This window comes from Duganella sp. AC237 (assembly GCF_979254035.1).
In genome coordinates this window covers 5,054,166-5,067,620 of record NZ_CEEDEW010000003.1, presented here as the reverse complement: position 1 = coordinate 5,067,620, position 13,455 = coordinate 5,054,166, and the positions used below count along the sequence as shown (strand labels likewise).

Here is a 13,455-nt window from a genome sequence, read left to right as displayed (position 1 = left end):
CTACAGGCGGACTGCGGGCGGACTGCGGTCCGCCCGTTTTTGTTTGCGCCGCCCACATAGAATCGAACACATGAACGTCGAAGAGTTTTATCAGCAAGCGCTGGAACAGCGCAATTTCAAGGCCGACGCAGCCCAGCGCCGCGCCGTCGATCGTCTGCAGTTATGCTACGACGAATGGGTCGCGTACAAGGGCCAGCGCTCGAGCACGTTCAAGCGCCTGATCAACCGTCCCGACGTGCCCAAGGGCGTCTACATGTGGGGCGGAGTGGGGCGCGGCAAGTCGTTCCTGATGGACAGCTTCTATTCGGTGGTGCCGCTGGTGCGCAAGACGCGCCTGCACTTCCACGAGTTCATGCGCGGCGTGCACCGCCAGCTGGACGAGCTGACCGGCGTCGCCAATCCGCTCGACGAAGTGGCCAAGCGCATCGCCAAGAAATACCGTTTGATCTGCTTCGACGAATTCCACATCTCCGACGTGGCCGACGCGATGATCATGTACAACCTGTTGAAGGCGCTGTTCGACAACGGCGTGTCCTTCATCATGACGTCGAACTACGATCCGAGATTGCTGTACCCGGACGGCCTGCACCGCGACCGCATCCTGCCGACCATTGAATTGTTGTACGAGAAGCTCGACGTGATGAACATCGACGCCGGCATCGACTATCGCGGCCGCGCGCTCGAGCAGGTCGATTCCTACTACACGCCGATCAACGCCGAGACCGATCAGAAGTTGCGCGACGCTTACACCAGCATCGCCGAGACGGCCGACGAGGACCCGGTCGTGCGCATCGAGGCGCGCGAAATCCGCGCCTTGCGCCGCGCCGGTTCCATCATCTGGTTCGACTTCCATACCCTGTGCGGCGGGCCGCGTTCGCAGAACGACTATCTGGAAATCGCCAGCCGCTTCCATACCGTGATATTGTCCGGGATTCCGATGATGTCGGCGTCGATGTCGTCGGAGGCGCGCCGCTTCACGTGGCTGATCGATGTATTTTACGACCAGGGCGTGAAGTTGCTGATGTCGGCCGAGGTCGAGCCGGAGGAGTTGTACACGACCGGCACCCTGGCCAACGAATTCCACCGCACGGTGTCCCGCATTGTCGAGATGCAGTCGCGCGAGTACATGGATAAGGAACAGCGGGCCGCAGCCGGTTCGCTGGCCTGATGTCACAGGAAAGAATATGAGAGCAAGTTTGAAACCGCTGGGCGACATGATCGCCATCGCCGTGCTGGCCGCCGTGGCGGCCGTGGCTGTCCCGGCCGTGGCGCAGGAGGCGACGTCGGTCGCGCCGCCGTCGCATTCGGTCGAGGAGGCCGACGCGACCCTGGCCAAGGTGGCCAGGGAACGTGACGCCGTCAACGCCGAGTACGCGGCCCGCGAGGCGGTGTGCAACGAAAAATTCTTCGTCAATAACTGCCTGGACAAGGCCAAGGAACAGCGCCGCGCCGCGCTGGCCAACCTGCGCGTGCTGGAAGTGGAAGCCGAGCATTTCAAGCGCGCCGACTCGGTGGCGCGCCGCGACGCCGACCTGGCCGAGCGCGTGCGCAAGGACAACGAAGAGTTGGCCCGGCGCGAGGCCTTGCCGCCGAAGCCGGTCAAGGATGTGGACAGCAAGCCGGAACCGGCGCCGGTGAAAGGCCGCCGCGTGGCCGAGCGCGAGGCCGATCACGCCGCGAAAATGAAACGCGAGGCGGCGGCGACGGCGGCCGGCGCCGACAAGCGCGCCGCCAACGTGGCCCGCTTCGAGCAGAAGAAGGTCGACGCCGAGCGGCGTCAGGCGGAAGTGGCCAAGCGGGTGGCCGAGACCGAGCGCAAGGTGTCCGCCAAGGTCGCTGCCGCGAAGAAGAAAGCGGATGCGGCGGCCGAAGCCGCAGCAGCGGCCGCGAAGAAGCAGCAATAGGGCAGCGCCGCCCCGGTTTGCCGGTGGCTCAACGGTTGACGGCTGCGGCGGGTGCGACCAGTTTGATGATCGCCATCGTGCAATTGTCTCCCTTGCCCTGGGCGCGCTCGGCGGCCTTGGCGATCAAGCGCTCGGCCGCCCGGCGCGGGGTGTTGCGCGCCACGGCCGCCGCCAGTTCCTGATCGGCGAAACACTGCCACAACCCATCCGAGCACAGCAAAAAAGAGTCGCCCGGCCGCAAGCCTTCATGCGTGCCCGACGTCACGAATGGCGCCTTGAAACCGTTCCCCAGCAGATTGTTGAGCAGCCTGGAACTGCGATGCGTCTTCGCCGCGTCCAGTGGTACCTTGTCGTTCTGCACCAGATGCTCGATATACGCGCTGTCATTGCTGCGTTCCACGCTGGTTTCGCCGCTAAAGCGGTACACGCGCGTTTCACCCACGTGCGCCCAAACCGCCTGACCGGCCGGCGTCAGCACCAGCAGCGCCAGCGCGCTGTGCGGTTCCGCGCTGGCGGCGATGGGATTCATTTTGATGACTTGATGGGCCTCCAGCACTATCGCGGCGAGCAACGCCTTCAGCCGGGGAATGCCGGGCACGTCGCCGGCACGGAATTCGTCGAACATATGCCGGCTCGTCAGCAGCGCTTGGTCCGGGCCGATGGCGCTGCGGTTGCCGTCGGCCAGCACCGCCAGCACATAGCCGGGCGCGTTCGGCGACGTGAACAGGGCCACGCGGTCGTTTTGCTGCGGCCCGTTGCCGATGTGCTGGGCGGTGCCGGCTTCTATTTTATAGGCGCTCATATGGTTGACACTGTATGCTGACGGAGGGCTGAGCGGCGATATCGATCATTCTGTTGGCGGCGGGGCCGCCGTAGATTAAACTATGCACCGTGTCGCAGTTTGTTTGCAATACGTGTGTTGTTTCAGTGAAACTTTTGTGTGAGTAGAGACCTAGAAATATGACTGATGTACAAGATATCCAGCGTCGTCTGATCGAACTCGACGTCGAACACCGCGATCTGGACGCGGTGATCGACATGCTCACCCTGGACGGACACCACGATCAGCTGCAATTGCGCCGCCTGAAAAAGCGCAAGCTGCAACTGAAAGACCATATCACCCTGCTGAAAATGCAACTAGTGCCGGACGTGCCGGCTTAATGTCCCGGCTTCAGCTCGTGCCTCAACTAAGTATATTTTGACCGAACACCTTCCAACGCCTGCCGACACGCACGCGCCGGTCCCCGCCGACGCCACCCCCGCTGTCGTCGGCGCGACCCCAGACCTGCCCCCCGGCAAATACGATTCCGAGGTCGAGCGACTGTTCGGCGCCGGTGGACCGCTGGGTCCGGCTGTTGGCGACTTCAAGCCGCGCCGCTCGCAGACGGAAATGGCCAAGGCGGTCGCGGCCGCGATTTCCAGCCAGACCACGTTGATCGCCGAGGCCGGCACGGGCACGGGCAAGACTTTCGCCTATCTGGTGCCGGCGTTGCTGTGGGGCGGCAAGACCATCGTCTCGACCGGGACCAAGAACTTGCAGGACCAGCTGTTCCTGCGCGATATTCCGACCGTGCGCGCCGCCTTGCAGGCGCCGGTGTCGGTCGCGCTGCTCAAAGGCCGCTCGAATTACGTCTGCCATTACCATCTCGAGCGTACCCTGCAGAACGGCCGCATGACGTCGCGCGACGACGTCGGCCATCTGCGCGAGATTTCGCGTTTCCTGAAAATGACCAGTTCCGGCGACAAGGCCGAGCTGGCGCGCGTGCCGGAAAACGCGCTGATCTGGAACCTGGTGACCTCGACCCGCGACAACTGCATGGGCGCCGAGTGCCAGTATTACCAGGATTGTTTCGTCATGAAGGCGCGCAAGGAAGCGCAGCAGGCCGACGTGGTGGTGGTCAACCACCACCTGTTCTTCGCCGACGTCGCGCTCAAGGATTCGGGCATCGCCGAACTGCTGCCGTCGGCCAATACCATCATCTTTGATGAGGCGCACCAGCTGCCGGACACCGCCACCTTGTTCTTCGGCGATACGTTTTCGACCTCGCAAATCCTGGAATTGTGCCGCGACGTGCTGGCCGAGGGCTTGTCGAACGCCCGCGACGGCGCCGATTGGGGCAAGGTCGTCACGGTGGTGGAGAAGGCCGCGCGCGACCTCAGGTTGACATTCCCGCAAGATATCGTGCGCCTGTCGCTGCCGCAGATCGCGCCGTCGAGCGACTTTTTCCCGGCGTTGCAGACGCTGAAGGACGAGCTGGACGGCATGCTGGCCGTGCTGGAAACCCAGGCGGCCCGCGCCGAAACGCTGGAACAATGTCGCCAGCGCGGCATCGAACTGGCGCAAAAATTGTCGTCCTGGAAATTCGATCCGAAGGCGCGCGTCGAAAAAGGCGAGGAGGCGGTCTTCTGGGTCGAGGCCTACGCGTCATCGTTGCAGCTGCATAAAACGCCTTTATCGATCGCGCCGATCTTCAACGGCCAGCGCGAAGGCGTGCCGCGCAGCTGGATTTTCACGTCGGCGACCTTGGCCGTGAAGAATGATTTCAGCCATTTCTCGGAACAAATGGGCCTGACGGACGAACCGTCGAAGACTTGGCCGAGCCCGTTTAATTACGAAGAGCAGGGCCTTTTATATGTGCCGCAAGGTTTGCCGGATCCAAATTCCATCGGTTATACCGACGCGGTGCTGGACCTGGCGCTGCCGGTGATCGAGGCGGCGGGCGGAAAAACTTTCCTTTTGTGCACGACTTTGCGCGCCGTGAAGCGCGCCGCCGAGCGCCTGCGCGACGAGTTCGAAAAGCGCGGCTTGCCGTATCCGCTGTTCATCCAGGGCGACAAGGGCCGCACCGAGTTGCTGGACCAATTCCGCAAGGCGGGAAATGGCGTGCTGATCGGTAGCCAGAGTTTCTGGGAAGGCGTCGACGTGCGCGGCGACGCGCTGTCCCTGGTGATTATCGACAAGCTGCCGTTCGCGCCGCCGGACGATCCGGTGCTGGCCGCGCGCATCGAGGTGATGGAAAAGCAGGGCAAAAACGGCTTCATGCACCACACCCTGCCGGAAGCGATCATCAATCTGAAGCAGGGCGCCGGCCGCCTGATCCGCGACGAAGGCGATCGCGGCGTGCTGATGCTGTGCGATCCGCGTGTGATTTCCAAGCCCTACGGCAAGCGGATTTGGCAGAGCTTGCCGTCCTTCAAACGCACCCGCGAGCAGGCGGATGCGGTCGCGTTCTTCCAAAACAAGAATACCGAAGAGTAACTTTCGGTATTTTTTCTCTTGCCCCACGCGGGCGATCAAATCGATTTTCGTAGGGCGGATTAGCGCATCGCGCGTAATCCGCCAGGCTCCGTCCGCGGCTCATGGCGGATTACGCGCTGCGCGCTAATCCGCCCTACGGTGCCGATATGTTCGGCCCGACCCTGATTTTTCTCAAAATCATGCCAGTTAATGGCATGTTCCAGCCAATAACTGGCTTTACAAGTGCTGCCGCCAACCATCGGGCTTACCGTTACGTAGCCATCTGCCAACACCGCAGCCCCGAGCCTTGCATATCGCACCCGTTTGCGTTCGCGCAAAGTGGCTGATGAGCGGATTGTTAGAGTTGGTTAAGCGCTGTTCCCCTAAGGAGCAGGATCGGAGGAGGCCATGACTATCCGCCACGGCTGTTTTTTCAGCTATGCACACGGTCAGCACGCATACATGAGCAAGTTCAAAAACGATTTGATCGACGCTCTGAAATGTTATCTGGAACCCCACTTCGACAACGAAAACGAATTGTTCGTCGACAGTGAGCAACTCGGCGGAGGCGATGACCTGGACGAAAAAATCGCCAGGGCGATGTGTGAAAGCGTTTGCATGATTGTCATCTATACACCCAAGTACGAAGCCCATGCCTATACCCGACGTGAGTTTGCAGCAATGCAACTAATTGAAAACGAACGCAAGAAATGGTACACGCTGCCCAGTCACCTGATCATCCCGGTCATCATGACCCAGCATCCCTTGAGTTTGCCGCCGCAGATTTCCGGGCCGGGCATGTACGTCGATTTTTCACGGTACACCCTGGCGAGCGGCGACTTGAAGACCAACCCGGAATTTTTGCCGGATATAAAAAAGATCGTTCTGCGGATCGCCCAGCACTACCACTACTTGAAACAGTGCACGCCGCCCGGGCATGACTGTGGTCGTTTTGTCATGCCGGACATTCCGCCCGAATGGCGCGCCATTCCTCCTCCCCACTTCCCTCGCTAAAGGTTTGTTATGGAAACCACATCATTGTCTTTGCCACCGCTCACAGCCAACGGCGAAGTGGTTACTTTCTATTCTTACAAGGGTGGGACGGGTCGCACGATGGCCTTGTCCAATCTGGCGGTATTGCTTGCAAGACAGCAAAACGCCACCACCCCGGTATTGATGATCGATTGGGACATGGAAGCGCCCGGCCTGCATCATTACTTCGAGCACGGCGACGAGCGACCCGGCGTGCTGGAATTGTTCGAAGCTTGCCGCGAGCAACTACATCGGCGCCGCAAGGGTGTCGACGTGCTCGACGACGAGGAACTGGCGCACGAAGTGCTGGCGGCGGTCGGATGGGAGCAGTACGTCAGCCGGGTCGACCAGAGCAGCCAGTTGTACCTGATGCGCGCCGGCCGTTTCGACGATAGCTACGGCGAGCGGCTGGCGGCGATGCATTGGGACGATCTGTTCGACCGCTGCCCGGCGCTGTTCCGTTGCTTCGCCGACAAGCTCTCGCGCCACTTTCGTTACGTGCTGGTCGATTCGCGCACCGGCCGCACGGACACCGCCGGCATCTGCACCACTTTGCTGCCGCGCAAACTGGTGGTGGTGTTCACGCCCAACCGCCAGAGCCTGGAAGGGGTGCAGGCGCTGGTGACCCGCGCCACGGCCTACCGGCGCAGTCATGAGGATGAACAGCGGCCGCTGCTGGTCTACCCGCTGCCGTCGCGCATCGAAATGGGCGACAGCACGCAGCGCTCCCAATGGCGGCGCGGCGACCCGCAACATCATATAGTGGGTTACCAGCCGATCTTCGAGCGGCTGATGTGCGAATGCTACGGCATGCAGCATGTGTCGCTGGACAGCTATTTCGACGAAGTCCAGCTGCAACAGACCCGCACCTTCGCCTACGGCGAGCAACTGGCGGTGCGGATGGACCAGGGCGGCGACCGTTTTTCGCTGACGCGCACCTTCGAGGCCTTCCTCGACTGGCTCGGCGCCGGCTATTTCCCGTGGCAGTCGAGCCGCGAGATCCATCTGCTGTCTGCCATCGAGGAGGCGCGCCAGGCGCTGGGGGAGGGCGGCGCCCGCGCCTTGTCGCAGCCGCTGGCGCGCGACCTCAACCTGCTGGGCGAGCTGTACCGCCGTGAAGGCAAGCTGCGCCAGGCGCTGGCCTGTTTCGAGGAAAGCCAGGGGCTGCGACAGCGGGGCATGGGCGACGACCATGTGGACACACTGGTTAGTAAAAGCAATTTGGCCGCCGTGCTGCGCCAACAGGGTCGCCTTGACGAGGCGCAGTTCCTCGAAGAGTGCGTCGTCGAGGCGCGCGAACGCCTGCTGGGGGCGGAACATCTCGACACGCTGGCCGCGCGCGCCAATCTGGCCGCCACCCTGGCCGAGCAGGGCAAGGGGGCCGAGGCGCTGGGCATCCAGGATGGCGTGCTGGATGCTTACCTGCGCATGCTCGGCTCCGAGCATCTGCTGACCCTGTCCTGCAAGGCGGCCCGCGCCGACCTGCTGTTCCAGCGCGGCGACCTCGACCAGGCCCGGCGCGAGCAGGAGCAGGTGCTCGCCAAGCGCAAGCGCTTGCTGGGCGCCGAGCACGCCGACACCCTGCGCAGCAAGACCGCGCTGGCCTGCACCTTGCTCGCGCAGAACGAGCAAGAGGAAGCGAGGGTGTTGTTCGACAAGGTCCTGCAGGCGCAGCTACGCCGGCTGGGGCCGGATCACGCGGACACCCGCAGGACCATGGAATTGCTCGACCATGTGCAACCGGGCCGCTACGGCGCGCAGCGCGGTTCGCTGCCGGACGGCGGGCGGGACGGCGGGCGAGACGATTTCGCGCCGGTGCGCGAATTGCACCAGGACGCGGCGATGCACGACTACGATGATGCGCTGGGGCTGGCGCCCAATCCGCGCGCCGCCATGTCCGTCACCAATCCGCGCCCGCGCGCCAGCGACGACCTGCTGACGCTCGACGAGCAGCTCGCCAGCGGCCGGCCGGCGTCGCGCTAGCGCAAATTTATCTGGTTGCGACCGGGTCAGGGCGCGCAGTCCGGGCGTTGCTTCAGGTAAAATCTCTGTATGAGAATCCTGATCAGTAATGACGACGGTTACCTTGCGCCGGGCATCAATGCCCTGGCCGCCGCGCTCGCGCCGATCGCCGACATCGTCGTCGTGGCGCCGGACAGCAACCGTTCGGGCTCGTCCAATTCGCTGTCGCTGGACCGGCCGTTGTCGGTGCAGCGGGCCGCCAATGGTTTCTATTTTGTCAATGGCACGCCGACCGACTGCGTGCACGTGGCGCTGACCGGCGTGCTCGACTACCGGCCCGACCTGGTCGTCTCCGGCATCAACAACGGCCCCAACATGGGCGACGACACGCTGTATTCCGGCACCGTCGCGGCCGCCACCGAGGCCTATCTGTTCGGCATTCCGGCCATCGCCTTTTCCCAGGGCGCGTTCGGCTGGGAGCACATCGACGACGCCGCCCGTCACGCGCGCGACATCATCGAGCGCTATTATGAAACGCTGCCGCGTCCGTATCTGCTCAACGTCAACATTCCCAACCGGCCCTATGCGCAGCTGACCGAGGTCGTCGCCACCCGCTTGGGCAAGCGCCACCAGTCGGAACCGGTGATCCGCTCGCAAGACCCGCGCGGCAAGGAAATTTTCTGGATCGGTCCGCCCGGCGCGACCAGGGACGCCGGCGAGGGCACCGACTTTTTTGCCTGCGCCAACGGCCGCACCTCGATCACGCCGCTGCAGGTCGATCTGACCCATAAAACGCAACTCGCGGCACTGGAAAAGGGCCTGGCATGAGCGACAAACCCCGGACCTTTCCGCTGCCGCTGTCGTCGGTAGTGGACAAGGGCGCCAAGAAGACCACCCTGTTCGCGCCGGTGGCCACGCCGCAGACGGCGACCCAGAACGCGGCGCGCCACGTGCCGCCGCAACACGGTTATCCCGGGCCGCGTCCGGTGGCGGTGCCGTCCAAGGCCCACAGCTACGCGATGGAGCGGGCCCAGCCGGTGGTGGCGCCGGCCCCGCGCCAGAACCCGCTGGTGTCGGACGCGGTGCGCCGCGCCATGGTGCAGCGGGTGGCAAAGCAGGGCGTCAAGGACAACGTCGTGCTCGGCGCGCTCGAAAGCGTGCCGCGCCATATGTTCATGGAGGAGGCGCTGGCCTCCCAAGCCTACATCGACGCCTCGCTGCCGATCGGCCACCAGCAGACCATTTCCCAACCGTATATCGTGGCCCGCATGATCGAGGTGATGCGCAACGGCGGCCAGCTCAAACGGGTGCTCGAGATCGGCACTGGTTGCGGTTATCAGGCGGCGGTGTTGTCAAGAGTGGCGCAAGAGGTTTATTCTATCGAGCGCATCAAGCCTCTGCATGAGCTCGCCAAGCACAACTTGCGGCCTCTGCGTGTGCCGAATCTACGGTTGCATTACGGAGATGGTATGCTTGGCCTGCCGCAAGCGGCGCCGTTCGATGGCATTATCCTGGCCGCGGCCGGTTTGGAGGTGCCGCAGGCATTGCTCGAACAGCTTGCCATCGGTGGCCGGCTGGTGGCGCCGGTCGGCGCCCGCGCGCAGCGTCTGGAACTGATTACACGCACCGGCAAGAAGGAATGGACCAGCGAAACGCTGGAAGATTGCCATTTCGTGCCATTGCGTCCGGGCACGGTGTGATCGCGGTGTGATCGCGGTGTGACCGTTGAGCTGTCCGCATTGCGCCCGTACGCATCAAACTGAAATTTAAGATGAGAATGACAACTAAAAGTAATGTGCTCGTACTGAGCTTGGTGCTCGCTTTTCTGAGCGCCTGCAGCACCACCCCGAACCAGGCCCCGGTGATCGACCGTCCGGTGTCGACCCCGCCAGTGAAATCCGCCACGCCGAGCGAAACGGCACAAGTGTCGCGCGACGAGCGTGGCCTGTACACGGTCAAAAAGGGCGATACCTTGATCCGCATCGCGCTCGAATACGGTCAGAACTACCGTGATCTGGTGACATGGAACAATCTGGCCAACCCGAACGACATCAAGGTCGACCAGGTGCTGCGCGTGCTGCCGCCGGACTCCGCCGGTAACGGCAGTGGCGTCGAGACGGCCGCCGTCGCCATGCCGCCGACCGACAAGACGCCGCCGCCGGCGCCGGTGGTCAAGAAGACCGGTCCGAAAGGCGAAAAGCGTCCGTACACCGACGCCACCCTGGCCGAGCTGCAACGCGCCGACAATGGCAAGGAGGTCGCCGCCAACGGCGCGGCTGCCCCTGCCACGCCGGCTGCCCCTGCGGCGCCGGTGGTGCGTCCGCCGGCGGCTCCGGCGCCCGCACCTGCTGGCGCGGCCGCCGCCGACGACGAGAAACTGAGCTGGATGTGGCCGTCCGAGGGCAAAGTCATCGCCACCTTCGACGAGGGCAAGAACAAGGGCGTCGACATCGCCGGCAAGGCCGGCCAGCACGTCGTGGCGGCAGGGGCCGGAAAAGTCATGTATGCCGGTAGCGGCATCCGTGGTTATGGTAATCTCGTTATTGTGAAGCACAGTAATAGCTTGTTGTCGGCCTACGCCCATAACCGCAGCATCGTGGTCAAGGAAGGCCAGACCGTGACCAAGGGACAAATGATTGCCGAGATGGGCGATTCGGACGCCGACTCCGTCAAGCTGCACTTTGAAATACGGCAGCAGGGCAAACCGGTGGACCCGTCAAAATTCCTGCCTAACCGCTAGCTGAGCCATGAAACATACGCCGCACGACCCAATGGATGACGACTCGGCCCCGGAAGATTTCCAGGACGAGTCGAACGATGATGAAGTCATCGACACCATGGATGGTGCGGACGGCGCCGGGGACGGCGGGCACCTGCCCGAGGCGCCGGCGGTGCTCGAGGTAGACGAACTGAAAAAGGTCCTTGCGGCCGAGCTGTCGACCGACACCACCCAGCACTACCTGAACCAGATCGGCACCCGGCCGCTGTTGACGGCGCCGCAGGAAGTGCACTACGCCACCCTGGCCAAGGCCGGCGACTTCAGCGCCCGCCAGACCATGATCGAGCACAACCTCCGATTGGTCGTGTCGATCGCCAAGCACTACATCAATCGCGGCGTGGTGCTGCTCGACATGATCGAGGAGGGCAACATCGGCCTGATGCGTGCCATCGACAAGTTCGAGCCCGAGCGCGGCTTCCGCTTCTCGACCTACGCCACCTGGTGGATACGCCAGAGCATCGAGCGCGCCATCATGAACCAGGCCCGCACCGTGCGCCTGCCGGTGCACATGGTGCGCGAACTGAATCAAATCCTGCGCGGCAAATACCATCTGGAAGCCCAGCATCACAACGGCAAGGACGCCACCGCCGAGGACATCGCCGAGCTGGTCGGGCGTCCGGTGGAGGAGGTGCAGGACATCCTGGCGCTGTCCGAGCACGCCACCTCGCTCGACGCCCCGCTCGACAACGATCCGCAATCGTCGCTGATGGACATGCTGCCCGGCGACAGCGAGGACAGTCCCGACGCCCGCGCCGAGCATCACGAAATGACGGTGCTGATGCGCGACTGGCTGACCAAGCTGCCCGACAAGCAGCGTATCGTCATCATGCGCCGCTTCGGCCTGGACAATGATGATCCCGCGACCCTGGAAACCCTGGCCGAGGAAATGGGCGTCACCCGCGAGCGCGTGCGCCAGATCCAGCAGGAAGCGCTGATCAAACTCAAACGGGCCATGGCCGCGCGCGGCGTGGTGCGCGATTCGCTGCTGTAGCCGCTGCTGTAGCCTTTTCCCTCTCCCGGTTTTCCCCACCCGCGTTCTGCTATCATATTGGCCCCGGCGCTGGCCCGGCCGCCGGTCGCCCGCCATTCTTTCTTTAAAATTAAATTTTATGCAAGATATTATCCTCGACATCAAATCGCTCGACATGGACGCCCGTGGCGTCGGCCATTTGCAGAATGAAGACGGCTCGCAGGGCAAGGTGGTGTTTGTCGAGGGCGCGCTGCCGGGTGAGAAGGTCAGTTTTTACACCTTCAAAAAGAAGAAGAACTGGGAAATGGCGCGCATGACCGAACTGCACCACGAGTCGCCGATGCGGGTCACGCCCAAGTGCAAGCATTTCGACTACTGCGGCGGCTGCTCGATGCAGCATCTGGAGCCGACCGCGCAGGTGGCCATCAAGCAGCGCGTGCTGGAAGACAACCTGCGCCACATCGGCAAGGTCAAGCCGCTGACGGTGATGCGGCCGATGTACGGCCCGACCTGGGGCTACCGCTACCGCGCGCGGCTGTCGGTGCGCCACGTGGTCAAGAAGGGCACGGTGCTGGTCGGCTTCCACGAAAAGAAGTCGGTGTTCGTCGCCGACATCGACAGCTGCGAGATCCTGCCGCGCCACGTGTCGGATCTGCTGCTGCCGCTGCGCGCGTTGATCGGCTCGCTGTCCTTGTATGACCAGGTGCCGCAGATCGAAGTGGCGATCGGCGAGGGCGTCACCGCGCTGGTGCTGCGCATCATGGCGCCGTTGACCAGGGACGATGAGATCAAGCTGAAAGCCTTCGCCGACCTGCACACGATTCAATTCTGGCTGCAAACCAAGGGGCCGGAGACGGCCGCGCCGTTCTATCCGCTGGACGACGACCTGCACTACCTGCTGCCGGAATTCGGCATCAAGATGCCGTTCAAGCCGGTCGATTTCACGCAGGTGAACCACTACATCAACCGCGTGCTGGTGGGCAAGGCGTTGCGTCTGCTGGAAGTGCAGCCGGAAGACCGCGTCGCCGATCTGTTCTGCGGCCTGGGGAATTTCACCCTGCCGCTGGCGACGCAGGCGCGCGAGGTGGTCGGCATCGAGGGCAGCACCACGTTGTCGGAGCGGGCGCTGGACAACGCCAAGGCCAACGGGCTGTCGGAGAAGACCACGTTTTACACGCGCAACCTGTTCGAGGTGACGGCCGACGATTTGATCGCGCTCGGCAAATTCGACCGCATGCTGATCGACCCGCCGCGCGATGGCGCCATGGCGCTGAGCGAGGCGCTGGTGGCGTTGAGCCAGACGCGCGCGGACCTGCTGCCGATGCGCATCGTGTATGTATCGTGCAGCCCGTCGACCCTGGCGCGCGACGCCGGCATCCTGGTCAACGCTGGCTATGTTCTCGACAAGGCCGGCGTAGTCAACATGTTCCCGCATACGTCGCACGTGGAATCGATGGCGGTGTTTAATCTGGCGTAATGTGCAGGGATGTATCGTAATGTTTATTTTGTAATGTTATTGACTTTGCCGTAGCCGTTTGCAACACTGGACTGATTCCACATAGCATCCGGA

The 13,455-nt window shown here is 63.1% G+C and carries 12 protein-coding genes; 11 read left to right on the top strand and 1 reads right to left on the bottom strand.

What is annotated here, in order from left to right; all coding sequences use genetic code 11:
* Positions 1-70 precede the first annotated feature (70 nt).
* A complete protein-coding gene (gene zapE, locus AC0IYS_RS22480) occupies positions 71-1,168 on the top strand; it encodes a cell division protein ZapE (protein ID WP_471707267.1) in 1,098 nt (365 codons plus the stop codon).
* A 16-nt stretch (positions 1,169-1,184) separates the two neighbouring features.
* Positions 1,185-1,904 (top strand): hypothetical protein, encoded by a 720-nt coding sequence (locus AC0IYS_RS22475; RefSeq protein WP_471707266.1) that lies wholly within the window; start codon positions 1,185-1,187, stop codon positions 1,902-1,904.
* 28 nt (positions 1,905-1,932) lie between these two features.
* Here the strand turns inward: AC0IYS_RS22475 and AC0IYS_RS22470 are convergent, their stop codons facing one another.
* Positions 1,933-2,706 carry a PP2C family protein-serine/threonine phosphatase gene (locus AC0IYS_RS22470; protein WP_471707265.1) on the bottom strand — a complete coding sequence of 258 codons (774 nt, stop codon included), beginning with the start codon at positions 2,704-2,706 and terminating at the stop codon, positions 1,933-1,935.
* 158 nt (positions 2,707-2,864) lie between these two features.
* On the opposite strand from AC0IYS_RS22470, the gene AC0IYS_RS22465 reads away from it, so the two are divergent.
* The 9 genes from AC0IYS_RS22465 (at position 2,865) to rlmD (ending at position 13,362) form a co-directional block, all read left to right on the top strand.
* Complete coding sequence (locus AC0IYS_RS22465; RefSeq protein ID WP_008450659.1) at positions 2,865-3,065, top strand: YdcH family protein; 201 nt, start codon at positions 2,865-2,867, stop codon at positions 3,063-3,065.
* A 37-nt stretch (positions 3,066-3,102) separates the two neighbouring features.
* Positions 3,103-5,163 (top strand): ATP-dependent DNA helicase, encoded by a 2,061-nt coding sequence (locus AC0IYS_RS22460; RefSeq protein ID WP_471707264.1) that lies wholly within the window; start codon positions 3,103-3,105, stop codon positions 5,161-5,163.
* A gap of 387 nt (positions 5,164-5,550) precedes the next feature.
* A complete protein-coding gene (locus AC0IYS_RS22455; protein WP_471707263.1) occupies positions 5,551-6,156 on the top strand; it encodes a toll/interleukin-1 receptor domain-containing protein in 606 nt (201 codons plus the stop codon).
* Between the two features lie 9 nt (positions 6,157-6,165).
* Positions 6,166-8,157: a KGGVGR-motif variant AAA ATPase gene (locus tag AC0IYS_RS22450; protein ID WP_471707262.1), complete on the top strand. Its 1,992-nt coding sequence runs from the start codon at positions 6,166-6,168 to the stop codon at positions 8,155-8,157.
* Between the two features lie 69 nt (positions 8,158-8,226).
* Complete coding sequence (gene surE / locus AC0IYS_RS22445) at positions 8,227-8,964, top strand: 5'/3'-nucleotidase SurE (protein WP_471707261.1); 738 nt, start codon at positions 8,227-8,229, stop codon at positions 8,962-8,964.
* Positions 8,961-9,836 (top strand): protein-L-isoaspartate(D-aspartate) O-methyltransferase, encoded by an 876-nt coding sequence (locus tag AC0IYS_RS22440; RefSeq protein ID WP_471707260.1) that lies wholly within the window; start codon positions 8,961-8,963, stop codon positions 9,834-9,836. Before surE ends, AC0IYS_RS22440 begins: the two co-directional genes overlap by 4 nt.
* A gap of 77 nt (positions 9,837-9,913) precedes the next feature.
* Positions 9,914-10,876: a peptidoglycan DD-metalloendopeptidase family protein gene (locus tag AC0IYS_RS22435; RefSeq protein ID WP_471707259.1), complete on the top strand. Its 963-nt coding sequence runs from the start codon at positions 9,914-9,916 to the stop codon at positions 10,874-10,876.
* 31 nt (positions 10,877-10,907) lie between these two features.
* A complete protein-coding gene (gene rpoS / locus AC0IYS_RS22430; RefSeq protein ID WP_471707258.1) occupies positions 10,908-11,906 on the top strand; it encodes an RNA polymerase sigma factor RpoS in 999 nt (332 codons plus the stop codon).
* A gap of 118 nt (positions 11,907-12,024) precedes the next feature.
* Positions 12,025-13,362 (top strand): 23S rRNA (uracil(1939)-C(5))-methyltransferase RlmD, encoded by a 1,338-nt coding sequence (rlmD, locus tag AC0IYS_RS22425; protein WP_471707257.1) that lies wholly within the window; start codon positions 12,025-12,027, stop codon positions 13,360-13,362.
* Positions 13,363-13,455: the final 93 nt, after the last annotated feature.

What these genes read in the sequence shown, in the direction of transcription:
- AC0IYS_RS22440 (WP_471707260.1), top strand. Translation starts at nt 8,961, where the DNA reads ATGAGCGACAAACCCCGGACCTTTCCGCTGCCGCTGTCGTCGGTAGTG.
- AC0IYS_RS22465 (WP_008450659.1), top strand. Translation starts at nt 2,865, where the DNA reads ATGACTGATGTACAAGATATCCAGCGTCGTCTGATCGAACTCGACGTC.
- zapE (WP_471707267.1), top strand. Translation starts at nt 71, where the DNA reads ATGAACGTCGAAGAGTTTTATCAGCAAGCGCTGGAACAGCGCAATTTC.
- AC0IYS_RS22450 (WP_471707262.1), top strand. Translation starts at nt 6,166, where the DNA reads ATGGAAACCACATCATTGTCTTTGCCACCGCTCACAGCCAACGGCGAA.
- rlmD (WP_471707257.1), top strand. Translation starts at nt 12,025, where the DNA reads ATGCAAGATATTATCCTCGACATCAAATCGCTCGACATGGACGCCCGT.
- AC0IYS_RS22470 (WP_471707265.1), bottom strand. Translation starts at nt 2,706, where the DNA reads ATGAGCGCCTATAAAATAGAAGCCGGCACCGCCCAGCACATCGGCAAC.
- AC0IYS_RS22475 (WP_471707266.1), top strand. Translation starts at nt 1,185, where the DNA reads ATGAGAGCAAGTTTGAAACCGCTGGGCGACATGATCGCCATCGCCGTG.
- AC0IYS_RS22435 (WP_471707259.1), top strand. Translation starts at nt 9,914, where the DNA reads ATGACAACTAAAAGTAATGTGCTCGTACTGAGCTTGGTGCTCGCTTTT.
- surE (WP_471707261.1), top strand. Translation starts at nt 8,227, where the DNA reads ATGAGAATCCTGATCAGTAATGACGACGGTTACCTTGCGCCGGGCATC.
- rpoS (WP_471707258.1), top strand. Translation starts at nt 10,908, where the DNA reads ATGGATGACGACTCGGCCCCGGAAGATTTCCAGGACGAGTCGAACGAT.
- AC0IYS_RS22455 (WP_471707263.1), top strand. Translation starts at nt 5,551, where the DNA reads ATGACTATCCGCCACGGCTGTTTTTTCAGCTATGCACACGGTCAGCAC.